The organism is Streptococcus panodentis, assembly GCF_017884005.1.
In the GTDB taxonomy this organism is placed as follows: Bacteria; Bacillota; Bacilli; order Lactobacillales; family Streptococcaceae; genus Streptococcus; species Streptococcus panodentis.
The window spans coordinates 23,466-44,426 of record NZ_QFAY01000023.1 but is presented as its reverse complement, the minus strand read 5'-3'; the positions used below and the strand labels follow the sequence as shown (position 1 = coordinate 44,426).

Genomic DNA, 20,961 nt, shown 5'->3' with positions numbered 1-20,961 from the left:
AACTCTTTTCCTCATAAAACAGTAAATATTCCTAAACTGGTTCTAAATCAGCTCAGCAGCCAAGTCTCGTCCAGCTTTCCCTTGGCCAGCCGATAGGCCTTTCCGTGCACATCAATGGCCGCATGCCACTCGCGGCACTGCTTTTGGCTTTCGTACTGGGCTAGATGCCCCCAAGCCTGGCGCAAGTCCTCATAGGCAGGAAACTCACCCAGCCCCAGCCGCTGAAAGAGCCGCCTGGAGTATTCATCCGCTACAAAGACCTTGCGCTTAAAGATATAAAGCAAAATGACGTCTGCTGTTTCTGGACCAATGCCTTTGATGGCCAAGAGTTCCTGCCGCAGCGCTTCCGTCGTCCGGCTGTGCAGCTCTTCCATCCGATCCTCATAGGGCAGGAGCCAGCCGACTAAATTTTTAATGGTCTGAGACTTTTGTTTACAGAAACCTGCCGGCCGAATGGCCTCCTGCAGCTCCTCCAAGGGCAGGTCCGCCAGCTGCTGCAGATCCAAACAGTCCGCTAAATTCTGCAGGGCCAGCTTGGCATTTCGCTCCGTCGTCCGCTGAATGAGCACCATGGACAGCAGGTCGCCGACGATATTTTTCTCCTGCCACCAATCCTGATGGCCGTAATGGGCCACCAGACGATTGAGCACATCCACAAGCTTCTGATCAGTCATTTGCTCACTCCTGCAATATCCAGCAAATCCCGGACAAAATCATTGGCAGGCTGCTGCTGGATTTCCATCGGGCTGGCAAACTGCTGAATCTGCCCGTTGTCCAAGACCAGCACCTTGCTGCCTAGCTTCAGGGCCTCAGTGATGTCGTGGGTAATGAAGACAACCGTCATTTGATTGGTCTGATAGAGCTTTTTGAGCTCGCGCTGCAGCTGATAGCGGGTAATGGCATCCACTGCACCGAAAGGCTCATCCATGAGGAGAATGGACGGATTGGCCCCCAGTGAGCGGGCGATGCCGACTCGCTGGGCCTGACCGCCGGATAATTCTGCCGGATAGCGGTCTTTTAAGTCTGCTTCCAAGTCCAGCATGGCCAGCTTTTGCTCCACTATAGCAGCAATCTGTTCTTCCTTCTGTCCCTGGAGCCACAGGACATAGGCGATATTTTCTGCGACGGTCATGTGGGGAAAGAGGACATTGCCCTGAATGGCGTAGCCAATCTGCCGCCGCAGCTGGATCAAATCCTGCCCTTCGATACCCTGGCCCTTGACCAGCACCTGTCCCTGATCCGGCTTGACCAAGCCATTGACCATCTTGAGCAGGGTCGTCTTGCCCGATCCGGACCTTCCGACAATGGTCAGAAAGTCTCCCTCCTCAATCTTCAGGCTGAAATCTTTCAGAATCTCCTTGTCTCCGTAAGCTTTCGTGATATTTTTATATTCAATCATTGGGGCAGCACTCCTTTCTCCAGCAGATAGTCATGGGCTACCTTTTCCGGCTCTTCCTTATCTGTCTCCACCTTGTGGTTAAGCTCAGCCATTTTGCTGTCATCTAAAATGCCGTCCAGCTTAGCCAGTGCTTCTTTCAGCTGCGGATATTTTTCCAGCGTCTCCTCCCGCACGACGGTCCCTGCCCGATAGGAAGGGTACATCTTCTTATCATCCTCTAAGACGACTAGGCCAGAACGATAGAGCTGACCGTCCGTAGTGAAAATATCCATTACATCCACTTGACCGGACTGGATAGCCTGGTACTTGAGCCCGCTGTCCATATCCACCTGCGACTTGAACTTCATGCCGTAAGTCTGCTCCAGCTTGGCAAATCCATCCTCGCGGCCGAAAAAGTCATACTCGGCTCCAAAAGTGAGATTAGGTCCCGCCTTGGCCAAATCGCTGTAGGTTTTGAGATTGTACTGCTCTGCTATTTCCTTGCGCACTGCCAGGCCATAGGTATTATTAAAACCAAAGGAAGAGGCCCAGACCAGACTGTAATCTTGCTGATAGATCTGACTCAGCTCTTGGAACTGACTTTCATCATAGGAGCCTTCCTTTTTAAGGATGACCTCCCAAATCGTGCCCGTGTACTCAGCATAGATGTCAAAATCTCCCTTGACCATGGCTGGGTGGATATTGGACGTTCCGCCGCCCACGCCCTTGGTCATCTCCGCCTTAAGGTCCGTGTACTCCTCGATGACCTGCTTTTGCATTTCACCCAAAATATAGTTCTCGGTCTGCGGTTTCGTGGCAATCTTGATGGTTCCCTGTCCTTGAGCCATTTGGGAAATAGCCAGCGCTCCTGCTGCTAGCAGCAAGAAAACAGCTAACCCCAGCCCCCACTTTTTCAACACTGTTCGATGCGTAGCGGCTGAACGCTCCATGAAAGCAAGGAGAAAGTCAAAAAACAGGGCCAAGAGGGCGACTAGAAGGCTGCCGGCCAGCGTCAGAGCTTGGTTGTTGGTCGTAATCCCGCGGTAAATGGCCACCCCAAGACCGCCCGCCCCGACAAAGGAAGCAATCCCGGTCAGGGCGATGGTCATAGTGACCATATTGCGAAAACCCGACATCATGACTGGAAAGGCCAGTGGCAGCTGAATCTTGGTCAGAATCTGCCGGCGGGTCGAGCCCATCCCTTCTGCTGCTTCGACCAGAAGGGGCTCAACACCGGTAATCCCAGTATAGGTCGCTCGAACCATAGGAAGCAAGGCATAAAGAGTCAGGGCGATGATGGCTGTTTTATTGCCAATGCCCGTAATGGAAATCAAAATCCCCAGCAGGGCAATGGAGGGCACTGTATAGAGGACATTGACCAGACCAATGACCAGAGATGCCCAGCTCCGCCTGAAGCTAATCAAAATCCCCAGACCAACCCCCAGAATAAGGGCCAAAAGAATGGCCAAACCCGAAATCCAGATATGATCCCAAACCAGCCCCAGCAAGAAATCCCGCTGCCTGCTGATCAGATTTAAAAATTCACTCATATTTCGTCCTTTCCTGCTTGTGCTATATTACCCAGAATCCTTTCCAGATAGCCCTCAAAATCGGCAATCTCCTGTCCGGAAAAGCCCTGATAGAAAATCGCTGTCATTTCCTGTGAAATCTGCTGGTATTCTTCCCGCAGTCCCTTGGCGTGGTCCGTCAGACAGATGACTTTCTTGCGCCGGTCACTCTCATGCGGACAGCGCTCCACCAGCTTCATAGCCATCATGCGCTCCAGCATTTTGGTCAGCGTATTGAGGGTCAGGCCGGTCATGTCCGCCAGCTCAGTCTGGTTCTGCCGATCCTGCTGCCAGAGAGCGTGCAGAATACGTCCCTGCTCGCTGTTAAAATCCAGCATCTGCCGCTTTGACAGAATATGATTCATTAAGCGGTTTGATAAACGGTGAATCTTTCCAATGTAAAAGCCGGCATTGTCTATTTTTCTGTCCATGTTACCTTCCTGTTCCAAATGTAGGATATAAAATTATTTTTCTAATATTCTACGATATAGAAGTTTATTTGTCAAAGATTTCGTTTATTCTCTTCGAAAATCTCTTCAAACCACGTCAGCTAAATTAGTGCAGGAGTTAGAGAGATTTCTCGCGACAGGATGAGCAGCCAGCTGCCACCCCGTCTGCTCCTGCCTCGTTTACTGATGATGTTCATTGGGTATGCATCATCATATCATTTTTCATATTAAAATCCAGCCTCAGGGAAGACTGGATTGCTGCTTATTTTTTCTTTTAACTTTCGGAGCGGGCAGCTCCTTAAACATAGCCTTGAACAGGCCTGTCAGATAGTCCTTGCTGTCCACATGGTCCACCAGCAGCATCTCTTTAGCTCCCGGATAGGGCAGCTCCAGCTCGGCTTGGGGCATAAACTCCCGCGCTGCCTTGACTGGCTTTACCAAGAGACGGTCATCATAGATACCGCCCACTATTTTTTCCTTGTAGTAAAGGATGTACTCGCCCATCATAGCTCTGTAGCGAATCTTCTCCAAGTCTGCCAGCTGCCCAAGGATGAAGGTCAGATAGTCCTTGCTGGATGCCATTGCTTTCTCCTTTATTTTTTAAGTATCTTTTGCACGCGCTCCTGCAAATCCGGTATCACTTGCTGGCTGAACCAAGGATTCTTGGCCATCCAGATTTGATTGCGGGGTGAAGGGTGGACCAGCGGGAAAAAGTCTGGCAGGTAGTGCTCATAGTTGCGCACCGTGTCCGTCAGCTTGACGCTGCCTTTTTGATGCAGGTAGTATTTCTGAGCATACTGGCCGATGAGAATGGTCAGCTGGATGTCCGGCAGCAGCTCTAAAATCGGCTGATGCCACTTTTCCGCAAATCCCTTGCGCGGCGGCAGATCACCGGATTTTCCATGACCAGGAAAGTAAAAGTCCATGGGAATCACAGCGAAATAGCCCGACTGATAAAAGGTCTCCTCGCTGACTCCCAGCCATTCGCGCAGGCGGTCGCCGCTCTTATCTTTCCAGTAAAGCCGCGACTCCTGAGCCTTGAGGCCCGGTGCCTGACCGACGATATTGATACGGGCTGTCCGAGGCGCCGCAAAGAGCGGCTCGATACCCTTTTCTGTATAAGCTTGATTCTGCGGATCGGCCATGATGGCCTTGGTGATGTCTTCTAGTGTCTTCATAGAGCTGCTCCTGCTTTTAAAGAAACTCATCTGGCAGCGCCAAACGAGTTCAAAAATTATTTAATCAATTCGTAGATTGCTTCGGCATAAATAGCCGCTGCCCGGAAAAGGTCATCCAGGTCAATGAATTCATTGGCCTGATGCATGGTATCAATCGAATCCGGGAACATAGCACCATAAGCAACCCCGCGTTTGAGCAGACGGCCGAACGTACCGCCGCCAATCACCTGCTCGTGTCCCTTGAGTCCGGTTTGCTTTTCATAAACGCTGAGCAGGGTCTGTACCAGCGGATCTTCCAAAGGCACATAGTGCGGCGTGTGACCATGCTGGGCAAGCGTTACTTGGGCAACTGGCAGCTTAGCCAGCACTTGCTGAATAGCCTCTGGACTGGTCCCTTGTGGATAGCGGATATTGAGGGCGATCGTATTGTCCCCGCTCTTTTCGTCAAAGCGGAAGACACCGGCATTCATAGACAGATCTCCCATCTTTTCATCATGGAAGGCAATGCCCAGCGCCTGTCCTTTATGGTCATTGAGCAGCGCATCACCCGCCACTGCCAGATAGTCCTTGGCTGGACCGGCAAAGTCAAACTGGGACAGGAATTTCGCCAGATAAGTCGCACCGTTGATACCGGAAGCCGGCATAGCACCATGAGCTGACTTGCCAACCAGAGTGACCGTGATTTGCCCGCCTGCCAACTCTTCATAGGTGAAGCGCAGCTGGTGTTCCTTAGCAAAAGCATCCAGCTTGTCTACCAAGCCGGGCAGCTGTCCGGACACCACTGCTGTTGCAGACTCAGGCACCATATTTTCCCGCAGTCCGCCCCTAAAGCTATGCAGATGTGCTGGTCCGCTATTTTCCCCGGCAAAGTGCAGATACTCAGTGATATTGCCTTTCTCTCCATTGATAATCGGGAATTCAGCATCAGGAGAAAAGCCAAAGTCAGGCTCAGGCAGACCGACATGCTGGAAGTAATAGTCCATATCCGCCCAGCCGGACTCTTCGTCAGTCCCGACAATGAAACGAACCTTTTTAGAAGTCGGCAGGCCCAGCTCTTTGATAATCTTAAGGCCATAGTAGCAGGCTACTGTCGGTCCCTTGTCATCGCTGGCTCCGCGGGCATAGAGGCGGTTGTCCTTGATGGTCGGGGTATAAGGATCTGTATCCCAGCCGCTGCCAGCCGGCACGACATCCATATGGGCAAAGATACCCAGAACTTCATCGCCTTGACCAAACTCAAAATGACCGGCATAATTATCTACATTCTCGGTCGGATAGCCGTCACGCGCCGCCAGCTCCAAAAACTTATCCAGCGCCTTCACCGGACCGGGACCGAAAGGATGCTGAGCATCTGCCTTAGCATCATCCCGCTCAGAGTTAATCTCCAAAAGGCTGAACAAATCAGCCAAGAGGGCTTCCTTCCTTTTGTCAACTTCTGCTTTAAAATCAACTGTCATGGACTTTCTCCTTTTCGATTTAAAATGAATTTGTTGCGATTTAATTCGTATAATCCGAAACCATCCCTTCCAAAGCAGGGAAACTTAGCGTTTCTCGATGATTTCATCCACTGGCAGACGATAGCTAGGTTCCAGCTTATCGTCCGTATAGCCAACTGTAATCAAGAGTTCTGGCCGAAAACGTCCATCGATTGCCAAAACCTCATTGGCCTTTGACTTGTCAAAACCAAGGATGATGTTGGAGCTGATTCCCTGGTCAGTCAGGGCCAAGACCAGATTCATGGCTACCAGACCGGCATTCAGAGCCAGATAGTCGCTTTTCTGCTGGGCGCTGTAATGGCTGTACTCCGCGGGCAGGTTCTGCATATAGTATTGCAGGAGCTCATCTGTCATATTGTTGACGCCGGCGATTCGGGCAATCTTGCGGGCCCGCTTAGCGAGATCTGTATCGGTAAAGAGGGCGATGGTCACCGGTGCTTCCTGGATTTGGTCCTGATTGGCACCGTAGGCGATACTTGCCAGTTCCGCATTCCTCTCCCGTACGACGACAAACTTCCAGGGCTGACTGTTGTGAGCGCTGGGCGCCAAAGTTGCAATCTCAATGGCCGTGCGGACATCCTTAGGGTCCACCGGTTTGTCTTTGAAGTGCTTGGTTGCATGGCGCTTCTTATTTAATTCTAAAAATTTCATAGCAGATTCCTTTTCTAAACAAGGACGGAAATCAAAAATCCCCATCATTAATTACTATTACCCTTATTTTAACATATTTTGTAAGAGTTTGCAGGGGTTTTTCATTCCCTTAAAAAATCATAGTATTTTTGCACATCCTTGATATAAGCATATTTCTCATTGAGCTGAGCCAGCAATTCCTTGTTATGACCCGGATAATTGTCCTCTCGGCGGAGTTCTTCATACAGTTCGATGTAGGGCAGCTGCTTTTCTTTAGCCAGTTTTAACTCTGCTTCAGTATCATAAGCTACTTTGCGAAAGCTAATATTGGTCAGACCATCTTCTTCTATCTCTATCAGAGCATACTGAGCTCGGTGATTCTGCAACTTCCCCCAAGTGAAATAAGGCATGCCTATCGTACCAGGATTAAGGATTTGCTGACCTGTCGTGGCATAGCGGAGCAGCTGTTTGTGAACGTGACCGTAGATAGCCACATCTACATCCTCCGAGACCAGCTGATTAAAATCTTCGGTGCTGTTTGTCACCTGCAGGCCACTGCCGTAGTTCTTATCAGGGAGATTATGGGAAAGGGCAAAGCGCAGGCCATTGATTTCCTTAGCCGCTGTCAAAGGAAGATTCCGAAGCCAGTCAATATGAGCTGGATGAATCCGCTCCATCAAATACTGGGTCAGGCGCAAGAGCTGCACCTCCTGCGGGTCATCAAGGCCATATGCGCCATCCAAGGCTTCTAGGACACAGTCATCCCAGTTTCCGCGGACTGCCGCAGTAATAGGCAGCGGCTCAAGCAGTTCAAAAAGATCATTTTCAGCCGGACCGGGCAGCAGAATATCTCCCAAAAGCCAATATTCCCTTGCACCCAGCCTTTCCGCATCTGCGATAACTGCCCGCAGGGCAGTAACATTACCGTGAATATCAGATAAAATTGCAATCTTCTGTTTCATATCTTATCCTCCAAGAATACTTCCATTATAGCACAAATAGAGTGTACAAAAATCGGTAAGGCGGGGTTTTCGATTTTGTCAGCAAGTCTTCGTCTCTAGTTGCTGACCTGAAACAGCCTAACCTCAGGCTGTTTTTGACACTTACTTTGCAGGTTTTATTTCCCACTTAAAAAAGTTCTCCCAGACCTTTTCAACCCACCCCGCACCTCTCAGACCATCAGGGAATGATGCCTGAGGTTATGAATCAAGTCAAGCAAAGCTTGATGTCAGAGTTGATTTATCAACGAATGAGAAGAACGATGAAAATATGATACTGCTTCTTCAAAATGTGAAAACCAAAACGGAAATTATCAACTTGTTGCAACGCAATATGGAAAAATCGTTCTCGCTTATCATACTGAACTTTGTGGCCCAATGATTCAACAATCTCCATCAAAAAAATCACCGTCAAAATAATTGAGTTCTTGACCTTTCGGGGGTTCTTTGCTCATTGTAATACTTTGATAACTTCTCATATCATTCTACGAAATTAATGGCTTTTAAAGCTTCTAATATTCTTTCATCTATTTTCATTTATCTATTCTTCTGTAAATTGTAATTCTAGGGTGTACTTTGGACATATTATATCACAACCAAATAATTGTGTAATCAATAGAAATCTAGTATAATTAAAAATTTCAAAAATATAAAAATGTGATAACAACAACTAGTTATCACATTTTAAACAATAGGACCATAACTTAACAATAGTTAATAATATAGTATAACAAAAAATCTCCGAAGATGTAAAAACCATCCAAAATATCTCAGATGGTTCAATACTCTTGAAACTTATTATTTGTTTAAAATGATAAATCTGTTTCAATATATGGCATTTTATTCCTCATCAGAAAACATAAGTTCATCTAGTTCTTCTGTGTCTCTTGCAATCCCTTCATAACTAGTAATAATATTATTCAATATTTCTAAAGTTATTTCACCAGTAACATCCTTTATTATCACTTTAGTTCCTAAATTATTTAATTTTTTTATTGCTTCTCTAATTTTCTTTAATTCATCTAGTTTCAAATCATTGGCTGACATTACTGGTTCGTGTTTTTCTATTCTAGACTTTATTTCGCTTAAAGAGAATGGGGTAACTTCCCTTAACACCTTATATGTCATTGTTTTATTTGTAATTTGTTTAATTATTATATCTACTGTTTCCATGACTATCCCTTCCTATATTAAAAATCATCAATAATATCAATTCGTTTACCTGGTAAACTTGTTTTCCAGTTTCCACCATGCCATCCGCGAAAATACTTATTAAATATAATAGGATATTGTTTATTTTAAAAATTATAAATCTGTTTTATTATATGAATTTCAATCTTCTTCATCAAACATATAAAAGTCAACTTGCTCAATTTGATTTTTGGTATCTTCCTGTGATTCTATTACATTACTTAAAAACTGCATAGATACAATTTCGTCATCAAGAAATAATTGAACCTTCCCACCCAATTCCATTATTTCTTCCAGTTTTTTTCTAAAAACCTTCAATTGTTCTAAATTCAAATATTCTGTTTCAACTACAGATGTATTATTGGCCATTTTTTCTTTAATTATTCCAATTGGTTCATGACTAAAATCTCGTATAATTTTCACGATTTTTATTTCATTACAATCCGATTTTATTTTAGCGATAAATTTAAGCATAATTTCTCCTTTTAAAAATCTTCAATTGTATTTATTCGTTCACCAGGTAAACTCATCTTCCAATTTCCTCCATGCCATCCGTAAAAATGCTCATTAAAAGTAGCTGGAAAAATAACTTCGGGTCTGTTTGCTAAGTGTGGATATTGAGAAGCACTATAAGTGTGATGACCCTGAAGTGTTTTGCCATTATATGTTGGTTTTTACCATCAATAATATCTTGTCGTTGCGAACTGGTCCATGCTCTGCTACTCACTTCACCGTTCATTAACCTTTTACGTTCATCAAGCCAAAATAAATCCACACCATCTCTACGTCTTTTTGAAAATCTCTTATCCAATCATACTGTTCATATTCTTCTCTTGTAATTGTTCGATCAGCAATCTTTTGTTTGAATTCCTTCATTTTTTAGGACTAAGCTGCTTTTGAGTAGTTGGATGAGGTACTAGATCTAACCCATTTGTTCTCTCAGCAATAATGGTTTCGGGTGTTTTGGTTTCAATAGTATTTGAAATTACAGTTTTCGAACCACTATTTCCTCCACCGCCTTTAAAGTTCTAGAACTGTCGTCTAGCAGCTATGGAGTGAAACTGACCGAAAGTCATAAAATAAAAATGCGATAACACCAGTCTGCCACATTTTGGAAATAAAATAAACTTAGAGTCAATTGTAATTTTTAAAATTACTCCTCTTCAGAAATCTTTAAAAATGCTTGCTTAAAATCTTCATACATTTCAAAAGCGATTTTCATGACATCTCGAAAATCTACATAATCGGAAATAATGGGTTGTTTTATAATATAATCACGTGCAATCATTAACCTAGCATATCTAGTCCAAGGAGAACCAAGAAGCACTTCACCTCCTTCATAAACAACCCAAATCAATTCTAGTCTGCCTGATTTAAGAGCAAAATGAAAGCCAAATTGAAATTTTCCGACTGATTCCAAATCAATATAGAAAAAATGTTCTCGTTTATCATAATGAACTTTGTAGCCTAATAATTCCACAATCTCCATCAGAAAATCGCCATCAAAATAATCAAGTTCTTTACCCTTTGGTGTCCTATCTTTATTGTAATAGTTGGATAGTTGCTCGTATTGTTCGACAAAATTAATGGCTTTTAAAGCTTCTAATATTCTTTTATCTATTTTCATTTATCTATTCTTCTGTAAATTGTAATTCTAGGGGGTGTACTTTGGACATATTATATCACAACCAGATAATTGAGTAATCAATAGAAATCTAGTATAACAAAAACTTTCAAAAATATAAAAATGTGATAACACTAGGCTACCACATTTTGGAAATTAAATAAACTTAGAGTTAATTGTAATTTTTAAAATTATTGCTCTTCAGAAATCTTCAAAAATGCTTGCTTAAAATCCTCATACATTTCAAATGCTATTTTCATTACCTTTTCAAAATCATCATAACTGGAAATTACAGGTTTCAGTATAATATAGTCTCTTGAGATTAGCCATTTCGCATATGAAGCAAATGGACTTCCTAGTATTGCTTTACAGTTATCATAGACAACCCAAATCAATTCCAATCGACCGCGTTCAAAAGCAAAATGAAAGCCAAAGCGAAAATTCCCAACTTCCTCCAAATCAATATGGAAAAAACGTTCTCGTTTATCATAATGAACTTCGTAGCCTAATGATTCCACAATCTCCATCAGAAAATCGCCATCAAAATAATCTAATTCTTCACCTTCGGGGGTTCTTTCCCTATGTTTTGTATACATTTAACCCGACAGTTTAACAGCTGATAAAATGGAATATTACTAACTTCACATTTAACCAAGTATCTCTGATAATTTATTTAAAATTCCATCTTTTGTTATATCAAGATTGCTTGATAAATATTTTTTATAATTTTCTAAAACTTCAATTTTATTTCCAAAAATATCCTGTAATTGTTCATTAAAGTACGCCTCTTGTTGTTCAGAATCAATTTCTTCTAATAATGCAGGTATATATTTTTTCCTCTCGAACTCAAAAGCTAATGAAGATATCGAAGCACCAGCTTCAAAGATACAGTTCCACCTTGATTCATATTTTAGATTATCCTCTTGCATATAAATAAAAGTTCCTCCAAATTCAGTCCCATCATCAAGAAGAGAGTATAAATAATCTGCTGATACCTCCTTATTTTCTACCCATTTCCAACAAGCTTCAAGAAGCTCATCAATATTTTTATAAAACTTACTTTCCTGCATAGATTTGGATAACCAGGTAGCAATCCCTAGTTTATATATTGCGTTTATATTTTTACTCATTTTTTACTTTCCTTACCTCACTACTTCAAATACTTTCCATTTTGGATTGTGAAATTTAACCTTCCAACTTTTCTAACACCCTCTCTCTCGACTGATGTAACCACAATTTTTAAATCTGGATATTTTTTTGAAAATTGTAAAAAAATTCCTTCTTTAGCAGCATCATTTGTGATACCAGAAATGCACGAAGTACATACACCACTTGGATTAGATTGATGCATTTCTAATGTACCTTTTGCTTTTTCAGGATCCATATGTTGTACTGCTTCTTCAAAATGTGAAAACCAAAACGGAAATTATCAACTTGTTGCAACGCAATATGGAAAAATCGTTCTCGCTTATCATACTGAACTTTGTGGCCCAATGATTCAACAATCTCCATCAAAAAAATCACCGTCAAAATAATTGAGTTCTTGACCTTTCGGGGGTTCTTTGCTCATTGTAATACTTTGATAACTTCTCATATCGTTCTACGAAATTAATGGCTTTTAAAGCTTCTAATATTCTTTCATCTATTTTCATTTATCTATTCTTCTGCAAATTGTAATTCTAGGGGTGTACTTTGGACATATTATATCACAACCAGATAATGAGCAATCAATAGAAATCTAGTATATCAAAAACTTTTGAAAATATAAAAATGTGATAAGACCTAGTTATCACATTTTAAACAATAAGACCACAACTTAACAATCACTTGCTCACGACTTGCAGATTCTGCAATTTCTTCTTAACAAATTGTTATCATTTCCAAAATATTTAAAAGACACATTAAAATTCAATTAGTCCCAATTTTTCCAATTCGTTGAGAGCAGCAATTTTTGAAAACGAGTGATCATTCCCCACAAATTCTTTTATCTCTCCAACATATTTATATAAATTTGAGTTTATTTCTTCTAAATTTGCAATAAATATGTCTAATAAATTTGAATCTATATTTTCCAAGGCGGAAGGTAACTGTGTTTGATGTTCAAATAAGTACGCCTCCTTAGCAGTTGCAGCTATCGCATAGCTGATATTATCCCATAAAGGAATATTAGTTTCATCATTATCTAATTGCATGTAGATAAAAATTCCATTAAAATCAGTTCCATCATCTAACAGAATATAAAGATCTTTTCCTGACTTATTTTTGTTTTCTAAAAAACTCCAACATTCATCTAAAGCAGTTCGAATTTGAGTTTTATATTGTGTTTTTATTTGAGCAAAAATTGCTTCTGAAAAAGTTAGCATAAAGCAAAGTTCTACTACTCTCATATTCTTATCTTTATCCTCCGAAAAGAAATTTAAAATAATGGGCAATAACTTTATCTTTTAAATACTTCTCATCCTGGAGTGAGTTGTTCAATTTTGATAATTCTTTGTACGAATTGATTAGTTTTTTATAATTATCAAAATAATCTTCTAGTGTTTCTTCATCCACACTCTCAATGGTCTCAGGAAAATATTTTTCACCAGTAGCTTCATAAGAGTAGTAACTAACTAAAGCAAGAAAATTCGCGATACAATTCCAAATAGCAGGATTGGTCTCTTTGTCTAACTCAAAATAAGTTAAAATATCTTCCTCATCCATGTTTTCCAATCTACTATACAATAAGTCTGGATCAGACTCACTAGTTCTATCAATAGATTTACTTGTGAGTTCTAATGTTTTATGCACATATTCCTTATACTCTAGGTTTTTTATATACCTTTCTAGAGAATCCGTTAGTTTTTGCATAAAATGTAAAAGATTAAGGCTTAATTCCATTTCTATTTCCTTTCTAATCCATGACATACAGACCATTCTCAACTACAAATTGTAAGCGTCCATTTACTTTAATACCTTCAACCACTTCAGAGCTTACTTCAATTCTAAGTTTAGGAAATATTTCACTCAATGGTACAACCAATCATTGACTGAATACAGTGTATTAAAGGGATAAATCTAGTATAACAAAAACTTTTAAAAAAAAGAGAAAACCATCCATTTGAATGTACCGACCCCAAAAGTTAGATTTTTTTGTCTAACTTTTGGGGTGCAGTTCAAAGGTGGCTAGAATATAATTAATATCTATATTTTCAAAACTTCAACCAACATTACCAACCAATTGAGCAATCAATAGAATATGTTCATAAATCTTTACCCTATTTAAATGTTTTACATCTTTAAAGCCACCTAAAGCTAATAGAGGAACAAAACCAAAACATTGGGAATAATCAAGAGGACCATATTTCTCTATCGCTTCATGATAAAGCGGTAGGTCAAAATGTTTTGTAATATGATTACTATCTATAAATTTCAAAAAATGAGTAAAGTTTTTTATCATGATATTAAAACTGCCATTTTTGTATTTAATAATTCCCACATATTTGTTTTCTTCCCAAGTTATGATGTCGCCAAAACCTGTCACAAAAATTGGAATGGAAATATCCCCTCTGAAATAAGTTTCCCTAACCAGTTCAAGATACTCATCTGGATTAATCACCTTTAGGAAACCGTCTAAAAAAGTCCCCAGACCATCTTCTCTCCATATTTGAACTAGTTCTGCTGGAACTTGATTCTTATACTTCTCAATGATTTCTTGGGGCATGGCTGCCACTCTTGTAAAATCTCTTAACATATGGACTCCTTGTTTAATAATTTAATCGAACATTTAGATAGGTATTTTGTAATTGTTCTGGCGTCATCTTCTCAGCTAATGCTTGTATCTTCGCATCCACTGCATCAATCCGATATTTCCATTGAGAACCAATAGAAGAATTAATTCTTTTATCCCCCATTCCGCCAATCTGATTGGCATGTCCTCCCGCCTTAGTCTTGACATCTGTCCAAGCGCTGCTCCAGCATCTCCTTGTTGAAACGTTTCAGTCAAACAAAGGAAAGATTCTACTTCAAAAGATCAGCAAAACTGACCTTTTGAACCATTCTATATTATTACTCGTGAAGCATTGCTAAAAAATCTGTAAAGTTGTCTGCAATGAAATAGGCATTATTATCATCATTAGAAGTATCTAAGTTGTAGGCATGATCATAATAATAAATACCCCCATCCTCCTCGGATAGAATCAAGACAATAAACCCCATGATAATATCATCGCCAATAATAATTGCTTGTGGTGGTAAATCGAAACGAAACTTTTCAGTCCAATCTATCAAATCACAATTCTTTACTCCGGTATCAATACCATATAAAATATCAATATGAACTTCAAAATCTATATCAACTAAATGGAAAAAGAAATCCCCTCGGCTCCTTAGACCGTTATTTGTTAAAAGAAATTGCTTATAATCATTAGGGAATTCTAATTTTAGCCTCTTCTCAATAGCACTGATTTGTTCACTAGTTACCTTACTAAAACTGTTCATTCGTTACTTTCCTCTTTTCTTCACTGAAAAACCACCTCTATGGGTGAATTCAGCATGCAGGGACTTATCCACCTCCTGTAGAGTAGTTAAATCCTGATGATGATGCCAAGTATTTTCGTCTAATTTCGGTCCTTGAGGAGCAAGTTCATCTGCACTCTTAAAATCTTTGGAGTAGCTTTCAAATTTGTCAAGGTGAACCTCTTGTCTGACTAAGCCTGCTTCTTTAAAATCAGGAAAGCCATCTGTATACTTCACTGATACTCCATCTGAATTAATATATATCCATTCAGGAGGAATCTTACTTCTATCAACTTCAATTGTTCCTCCTTTTTCAAACCATTTCTTTGGAGAAGGTGAATTTCTGGGTTTTGTTTCAAGAATTTCTTTTGTAAGTGTCCTTTCAGAAAGCTTTATTGTCTCACTGCCGTCCTTAGCTAGTTGTTCACTTGCTTCTCTACCAACTTTAGTAGAAGCTTTTCCACTTCCCCCGCTACCCTCAAAATCCTGAAGCTGTTGTCTGCGCTTGACAGAAAACTGCTGAATCTTTTGAGATAGGTTTTCCATACTTTCAGAGAAGTTAGGGTTGACTCCAATGCCAGGTGCACCTCCTGCCAACTGAAACTCAGGCGCAAGATTTCCTTGCATAGCCGCCAGATTCCTCTGGAAGTTTTGCTTTTGAGCTCCCCACGCTGCATTGAGGCTGTCCAGCTTCTCAGATAGCTTCTCTCCTCCTGAGGCAAGGGCTCGATTCTTGGCATTGCCGACCTTCGTTTTGAAGTCATTCCAACCTTGACTTGCTTGAGCTCGGACATTTCCTACCTTGGTCTTGACATTTGTCCAAGTATTGCTCAGGCGTTCCCGAATACTGCCTTTGTAGGAAGCTGCCTTCCCGCTTCCCAGATTAACATCCGCTGCTTTACTAGCTCGATAAGCCTGATAACGCTGGCCGAGATGCCCTACCGTTCTGCCGATGAGCTGACTGGTCGCTAAGTTGGTTAGAGCCATTTGCGGATCTTCAATAAAGTCATGGCCAAACTGGGCAACATCGTAGGCATTAGCTCCAAAACGGGCAACCTTATCGGCATTGAGCAAGCCTTGGGAGACTGTCCGCTCTGCAATACTAGCTCCCTTCAGGTAGGACCCAAGACCGCCTGATACAAGTGTAGTAACGGCCTCTGCACCAGCCCATATTCTCTGCTCATTCGTTAGGACATCGCCTGTAATGGTTTCTCCGGAGATAGCGCGATAAGCTGCTTCTCCACCTAGAAGTGTTGTCCCTAAAGCCAAAGCTACTGGGGCTAAAGTTCCACCAGATGCGAATGTTCCGACAACCAAGGCTGCTGTCCCAACGACTTTGACACCTATATCCACCCAACCCAGCCACCATTCATTATCTTTTGACCAAGTAGATTTAAGACGTTTGTATTCACCTAGTTCTGTTGGGAAGAAAGTCTCTACCAGTTCTTTCTCAGACAGGTCTTTGACTTTATCATAGGTCTCTCTGTCTTCCGCTTCCAGCTTCGCGAGATTTTCTTTGGCGACCTTAAGCTTATCCTGATATTTAGCTGCAGCTGATGAGATAGGGCTCTTATCGCTGTTCAAGATATCGGACAGGCTGTAATAGGCCTTACGCTTGCCCGTAACGGTCTGTATCCCATAACCTGTCTGATAAGATGTCTGATAGGTGTATGTTTCTTCATAGGTCAGGTGCTCAGACTTATATTTATCCTTCCCTTCATTGATCTTATTCAGAGCCTCCATGGCATCTTCCAAACCACTTATGTACTTATTCTCAATATTTTGGACAATTTCCCGATGCACCCGCTTCATCTCCTCCAACATGTCCAAAACCTTATGCTCGGAATCAACAAAAGTCTTTTCTGGCATGTCCTTGCCTAAGGTCGCACCTCCTTTGGCAATATAAAGATGAGATAGATCGTTATTCTTGACAATCTCAGCTGTCTCAGAAATATCCTTAAGCAGGTCCTTGACCTGGCTGACATTGTCTTCAAACCAGCCTAGACGTTTCCCCTGTTCAAAGTCGCTTTTATTTGTATAATATTCAGTCATGAAGCACCTCCTTGAGCCGCCTGGCCGCTGTAAAGAATGGCTTCCTCAGACTTAGGTCCCTTATAGTCTGGCGCTGCCTGATCTTCCTTCAGACCATCACGGGTCAGCTCGAAAGCCTTCTGTGGATCCTGCTCTAAGGCCTGACGAGTTTCAGCATCCAGATTTGGATCGACTAGAGCCGCATTGACAATATCTGCAGCCAGGAGCTTGTCCGTGTCGATAAAGCCACGATAGGTCGTCTGAATATGGTTGAAAAGGAGCTCAGATAGAGACTGAAATGTCTGGGCCTTGGCGGTGAAATGATTGAGCGGAAGTTCACCCAAGCGAGACTGGAGAGATCCTTCCTTGCAGACAGCAGGGACTTTGTCAATCAAGCCCTGCAATTGAGCCGTCAACTGACTGGTACTAGTCACTAGCTCACGAGCTGCGAGCAGCAACTCCTCCTGCTCTGTCAAGGAAATACTAATCTTTGGCATGGCTGTATCCTCACTTTCAACTGGTTGATAATTTCTTTCTTCATGCCATCGGTGCTGATGGATCGGATTCGCTGCTCCAGGACATCATACTGATAGAGAGACGAAGGCGCATTTAGATATAGGTAGTCTTTAGACCTGCTTTGACCCGAATAGGAAGTAACTCTCAAAGCAGGGGCTTTCCCATAGTAGATGATCAGTCTCTCCTCAGAATAGGATTGCCAATCTGGCGCTGCTGGATTGATCTCTCGTTCTGGTATCTGACTCAAGAAAGGGTGGCCTTGAATCGTCATTCCAAGGAATTGGAAACTATGTATGCGATCTATCCTATAGGCGTTTTCGCCTACTTTTTCAATAACGATATGGTACCAGCGATTGGAGTCCGCTAACTGAGCACAATAATACCGATCATCTACCTCGCAGTGAGAATAAGCTTCCTGATATTTTTGCAGATAGACACCTTTGGCCAGACAAGCCGTTGTCGGCTCATTATTTTCATCAATCAAGCCCATATTCTTGAGGTCAGAAACCCCTTGTTCCAGTATCTGCTTGAGCTGGACAGCCTTCTCCTCATCTGCAGCCTTCGGAAGAGGAAGCAAAAACAGCTCCTCAGAATATCCATCAAAATTCAGCATATGCAGTGCATATAAAGATTCTAGTGTAAATATCATTTGCTTTCAATATCCTTCAGTACTTGCGCATCTTTTATCTGATAAAAGAGAGTTTCTAAACCATCTACGGCCTCATGGAGCTTTCCCACAGCTTCCGAAAAGTCCGCCTGATATTGGTCAATGAAGTCCTTAAGCCCCAGATACTGCTCCTTGGTCTCACCAGACCAGAGCGAGTCTTTCTGAGCCAAGTCCTTGACCTGAGAAGGGATGGTTGTATTAATCAAATCATGAACCTGCTTAAGCTGGGAAATCAAATCGCTCAGCTCCCCATCATCATAACGAATCGTATCATGGGAAAATCGATCCTGAATGCTATTGATATTTGTATCCATTTACAAAAGACCTCCAAAAAAGTCAGCTGGATTATCTTCCAAGCCGATTCTATCAAAGAATTTCTTACCTTTATTGTACTCCGTTTTGATGCTTTCTAGCTGATATTCCAAGGAGCTAATCTTGGCCACAACATCACTGTAGAGATCGATAAAGGAAGAATTGGAATTTCGCACAAAGTCTACATAGTCCTGTAGGACCTGCTTATGCTGTTTTAATTTACTCGAAGCTGACTCCAAGTAGAAATATCCACTTTCTCCATCAATGATATGAACAATACTCTCAATATAGTCGATATAGTCTTCCATATCCGAGGTAGAGCGCCTATGGTCTAACTGGTGACTGGAAATACCATTACGTACCCGGCGATAACGCTCTAGGTCTGCCTTGACGCTGTTATACTGACCTCTTAATTCTGCATCACTTGCCATTTTGCACCTCGCATTTCTTTTACTGCTTCTAGTTTACCATAATTATTATTCCTTTTACACTTTTAACAGTTTTTTATACCAGTAAAAAGACTAATTTATCCATCAATTACTAAACGATTGAAACGCCTCCATCTACTCCATCCCCACCTGCGGCTCCGCCACTTGTCTCAGATGGACTTCGTCCTGCGGTTTTGCTGCTGGGTTGAGCTTGGTCTGGATGGCTTCAGCTACGGCTCGCGGTACACCGACTTGGACGATGTCATCAACGCTGGCTTCTTTGATTTTAGCAAGAGATTTGAAGTGTTTCATGAGATTTTGCTTGCGCTTGGGCCCCAGGCCTTCGATGCCGTCCAGCTGGGAAGAAAAGGAATTCTTGGAGCGCAGCTGGCGGTGGAAGGTGATGGCAAAGCGGTGGACCTCATCCTGGATGCGCTGGAGGAGGAAAAATTCCTGCGAGTTACGGGACAGCTCCACCACTTCCAGCGGGTCGCCAAAGAGCAGTTCATGGGTTTGGTGCTTGTCATTCTTGCGCAGACCGGCGATGGGAATGTCCAGTCCCAGCTGATTCTGAATGACTTCCTTAGCGACATTGACCTGACCCTGCCCGCCGTCAATGACGATGAGATCCGGCGGAGTCAGCCCGTCGCGAATGACCCGGCTGTAGCGGCGTTTGATAACCTCCCGCATGCTGGCATAGTCGTCCGGTCCGACCACGGTCTTGATTTTGTACTTGCGGTAATCTTTCTTGCTGGGTTTGCCATTGACAAAGACCACCATGGCAGAGACTGGACTGGTTCCCATGATATTGGAGTTATCAAAGGATTCGATGCGGACGGGCGTCGGGATATGAAGGAGCTGGCCTAGATTTTCAATGGCCCCCTGTGTTTTTTCAATGGAGCGTTCCAGCAGGTCAAACTTCTGCTGCAGGCTGACCCGGGCATTCTTGATGGCCAGATTGACCAGTTGCTTCTTCTCGCCCCGCTGGGGTTTGAGCACTTTGGTATCGACAAGCGCTCGAACAGCCTCTTCGTCAATATCTGCCGGAATCAGGATTTCATTGGGCCTGAGGTGGGACTTGTCCTGATAAAACTGACCGACATAGGTCAGGAAATCCTCATCAGGGTCATTGTAGTATGGAAACATATTGACATCGCGCTCGATCAGCTTACCCTGACGGACAAAGAAGACCTGCACGCACATCCAGCCCTTGTCGACATAATAGCCAAAGACATCACGGTTCTGCAGGTCCTTGGCCATGACCCGCTGTTTGGTGCGCAGGGTGGCAATGGACTGGATCAGATCGCGGTACTCGGCTGCCTTTTCAAACTCCATGGCCTGCGCTGCGCCAGCCATTTTCCCCCGCAGCTCCTCGATAATCTGGTCATCCTGCCCCTTGAGAAAGGCTGCCACATCTTGGGCCAGCACCTTGAAATACTGGCTGTCCACCTGACAGACAGTGTGAGCCTTGCACTGGCCCAGATGATAGTAAAAGCAAACCTTTTCGGGCGGATTGGTGCACTTCTTGAAAGGGAAAAGCCGATCCAAGAGACGCTTGATTTCATTAGCCGCTCCGACATCCGGATAGGGACCAAAGTAAAGTCCCCCATCCTTCTTGACCTGGCGCGTGATGATGAGGCGCGGATAGGTTTCGTTGGTAATCTTGATGAAAGGATAGGACTTGTCGTCCTTGAGCATGATATTGTACTTGGGCCTATTTTCCTTGATGAGGTTGATTTCCAAGAGCAGGGCTTCGATATTGGACTCGGTGACGATAAACTCGAAGTCTTCGATTTCAGAAACCAGCGCTTCTGTCTTGGTATCATGGCTGCCTCGGAAATAGGACCGCACTCGGTTGCGCAGGTTTTTGGCCTTGCCCACATAGATAATGGTGCCATGTCTGTCCTTGTGAATATAGCAGCCGGGACTGGTCGGCAGCAGCTGCAGCTTGTTTTGAATGATGTCGTTCATAACTATTATTTTACCAAAAAAAGAGCA

Annotated in this window: 26 protein-coding genes and 1 pseudogene; all 27 read right to left on the bottom strand. The window is 42.8% G+C overall.

The genetic code is table 11. The features are described 5' to 3' along the window. Positions 1 to 47: 47 nt before the first annotated feature. Positions 48 to 674: an endonuclease III domain-containing protein gene (locus DHL47_RS10285; protein ID WP_209551809.1), complete on the bottom strand. Its 627-nt coding sequence runs from the start codon at positions 672 to 674 to the stop codon at positions 48 to 50. Then, positions 671 to 1,399 carry an ATP-binding cassette domain-containing protein gene (locus DHL47_RS10280; RefSeq protein ID WP_209551808.1) on the bottom strand — a complete coding sequence of 243 codons (729 nt, stop codon included), beginning with the start codon at positions 1,397 to 1,399 and terminating at the stop codon, positions 671 to 673. Before DHL47_RS10280 ends, DHL47_RS10285 begins: the two co-directional genes overlap by 4 nt. After that, positions 1,396 to 2,928 carry an ABC transporter permease/substrate-binding protein gene (locus tag DHL47_RS10275; RefSeq protein WP_209551807.1) on the bottom strand — a complete coding sequence of 511 codons (1,533 nt, stop codon included), beginning with the start codon at positions 2,926 to 2,928 and terminating at the stop codon, positions 1,396 to 1,398. The genes DHL47_RS10280 and DHL47_RS10275 overlap by 4 nt, the downstream gene beginning before the upstream one ends. Beyond that, complete coding sequence (locus DHL47_RS10270; RefSeq protein ID WP_209551806.1) at positions 2,925 to 3,377, bottom strand: MarR family winged helix-turn-helix transcriptional regulator; 453 nt, start codon at positions 3,375 to 3,377, stop codon at positions 2,925 to 2,927. Before DHL47_RS10270 ends, DHL47_RS10275 begins: the two co-directional genes overlap by 4 nt. 258 nt (positions 3,378 to 3,635) lie before the next feature. After that, entirely contained in the window at positions 3,636 to 3,977 is a 342-nt protein-coding gene (locus tag DHL47_RS10265) for a TfoX/Sxy family protein (protein ID WP_209551805.1), read from the bottom strand. A gap of 11 nt (positions 3,978 to 3,988) precedes the next feature. Then, positions 3,989 to 4,573 carry a uracil-DNA glycosylase family protein gene (locus DHL47_RS10260; RefSeq protein ID WP_209551804.1) on the bottom strand — a complete coding sequence of 195 codons (585 nt, stop codon included), beginning with the start codon at positions 4,571 to 4,573 and terminating at the stop codon, positions 3,989 to 3,991. 56 nt (positions 4,574 to 4,629) lie between these two features. Then, positions 4,630 to 6,030, bottom strand: coding sequence for a dipeptidase PepV (pepV, locus tag DHL47_RS10255; RefSeq protein ID WP_209551803.1), 1,401 nt, complete (start codon positions 6,028 to 6,030; stop codon positions 4,630 to 4,632). Positions 6,031 to 6,114: 84 nt separating this feature from the next. Next, entirely contained in the window at positions 6,115 to 6,720 is a 606-nt protein-coding gene (locus tag DHL47_RS10250) for a nitroreductase family protein (protein WP_209551802.1), read from the bottom strand. 101 nt (positions 6,721 to 6,821) lie between these two features. Further along, entirely contained in the window at positions 6,822 to 7,661 is an 840-nt protein-coding gene (locus tag DHL47_RS10245; protein ID WP_209551801.1) for a metallophosphoesterase family protein, read from the bottom strand. An 876-nt stretch (positions 7,662 to 8,537) separates the two neighbouring features. Further along, complete coding sequence (locus tag DHL47_RS10240; protein WP_209551800.1) at positions 8,538 to 8,870, bottom strand: hypothetical protein; 333 nt, start codon at positions 8,868 to 8,870, stop codon at positions 8,538 to 8,540. Between the two features lie 159 nt (positions 8,871 to 9,029). Then, positions 9,030 to 9,362, bottom strand: a complete 333-nt coding sequence (locus DHL47_RS10235) for a hypothetical protein (RefSeq protein WP_209551799.1) — start codon at positions 9,360 to 9,362, stop codon at positions 9,030 to 9,032. Between the two features lie 130 nt (positions 9,363 to 9,492). Continuing rightward, entirely contained in the window at positions 9,493 to 9,663 is a 171-nt protein-coding gene (locus DHL47_RS13435; RefSeq protein ID WP_338060117.1) for a hypothetical protein, read from the bottom strand. Between the two features lie 378 nt (positions 9,664 to 10,041). Further along, positions 10,042 to 10,515, bottom strand: a complete 474-nt coding sequence (locus tag DHL47_RS10225; protein WP_209551798.1) for a hypothetical protein — start codon at positions 10,513 to 10,515, stop codon at positions 10,042 to 10,044. A gap of 188 nt (positions 10,516 to 10,703) precedes the next feature. After that, on the bottom strand, positions 10,704 to 11,108 hold the full coding sequence (locus tag DHL47_RS10220; protein WP_245335605.1) for a hypothetical protein: 405 nt from the start codon (positions 11,106 to 11,108) through the stop codon (positions 10,704 to 10,706). A gap of 51 nt (positions 11,109 to 11,159) precedes the next feature. Next, the gene (locus DHL47_RS10215) at positions 11,160 to 11,642 is read right to left on the bottom strand and encodes an Imm6 family immunity protein (RefSeq protein ID WP_209551797.1); all 483 of its coding nucleotides are present in this window, start codon (positions 11,640 to 11,642) and stop codon (positions 11,160 to 11,162) included. A gap of 20 nt (positions 11,643 to 11,662) precedes the next feature. Further along, on the bottom strand, positions 11,663 to 11,896 hold the full coding sequence (locus tag DHL47_RS10210) for a hypothetical protein (RefSeq protein ID WP_128837424.1): 234 nt from the start codon (positions 11,894 to 11,896) through the stop codon (positions 11,663 to 11,665). 517 nt (positions 11,897 to 12,413) lie between these two features. Next, positions 12,414 to 12,899: an Imm6 family immunity protein gene (locus DHL47_RS10205; RefSeq protein WP_209551796.1), complete on the bottom strand. Its 486-nt coding sequence runs from the start codon at positions 12,897 to 12,899 to the stop codon at positions 12,414 to 12,416. A gap of 10 nt (positions 12,900 to 12,909) precedes the next feature. Next, complete coding sequence (locus DHL47_RS10200) at positions 12,910 to 13,392, bottom strand: Imm6 family immunity protein (RefSeq protein ID WP_209551795.1); 483 nt, start codon at positions 13,390 to 13,392, stop codon at positions 12,910 to 12,912. A 319-nt stretch (positions 13,393 to 13,711) separates the two neighbouring features. Next, the gene (locus DHL47_RS10195) at positions 13,712 to 14,245 is read right to left on the bottom strand and encodes a T6SS immunity protein Tdi1 domain-containing protein (protein WP_209551794.1); all 534 of its coding nucleotides are present in this window, start codon (positions 14,243 to 14,245) and stop codon (positions 13,712 to 13,714) included. Positions 14,246 to 14,258: 13 nt separating this feature from the next. Beyond that, a pseudogene (locus DHL47_RS10190) lies at positions 14,259 to 14,423 on the bottom strand (polymorphic toxin type 15 domain-containing protein); the annotation flags it as partial. A gap of 136 nt (positions 14,424 to 14,559) precedes the next feature. Beyond that, a complete protein-coding gene (locus tag DHL47_RS10185; protein ID WP_209551792.1) occupies positions 14,560 to 14,991 on the bottom strand; it encodes an SMI1/KNR4 family protein in 432 nt (143 codons plus the stop codon). A gap of 3 nt (positions 14,992 to 14,994) precedes the next feature. After that, positions 14,995 to 17,061: an HNH endonuclease gene (locus DHL47_RS10180; protein ID WP_245335604.1), complete on the bottom strand. Its 2,067-nt coding sequence runs from the start codon at positions 17,059 to 17,061 to the stop codon at positions 14,995 to 14,997. Next, positions 17,058 to 17,537 (bottom strand): hypothetical protein, encoded by a 480-nt coding sequence (locus tag DHL47_RS10175; RefSeq protein ID WP_209551791.1) that lies wholly within the window; start codon positions 17,535 to 17,537, stop codon positions 17,058 to 17,060. Before DHL47_RS10175 ends, DHL47_RS10180 begins: the two co-directional genes overlap by 4 nt. Then, the gene (locus tag DHL47_RS10170; RefSeq protein ID WP_245335603.1) at positions 17,513 to 18,133 is read right to left on the bottom strand and encodes a hypothetical protein; all 621 of its coding nucleotides are present in this window, start codon (positions 18,131 to 18,133) and stop codon (positions 17,513 to 17,515) included. Before DHL47_RS10170 ends, DHL47_RS10175 begins: the two co-directional genes overlap by 25 nt. 68 nt (positions 18,134 to 18,201) lie before the next feature. Further along, positions 18,202 to 18,537, bottom strand: a complete 336-nt coding sequence (locus tag DHL47_RS10165) for a hypothetical protein (RefSeq protein WP_209551789.1) — start codon at positions 18,535 to 18,537, stop codon at positions 18,202 to 18,204. Further along, positions 18,538 to 18,966, bottom strand: a complete 429-nt coding sequence (locus DHL47_RS10160) for a hypothetical protein (protein ID WP_209551788.1) — start codon at positions 18,964 to 18,966, stop codon at positions 18,538 to 18,540. 132 nt (positions 18,967 to 19,098) lie between these two features. Beyond that, positions 19,099 to 20,934: an excinuclease ABC subunit UvrC gene (uvrC, locus tag DHL47_RS10155; protein ID WP_209551787.1), complete on the bottom strand. Its 1,836-nt coding sequence runs from the start codon at positions 20,932 to 20,934 to the stop codon at positions 19,099 to 19,101. Positions 20,935 to 20,961: the final 27 nt, after the last annotated feature.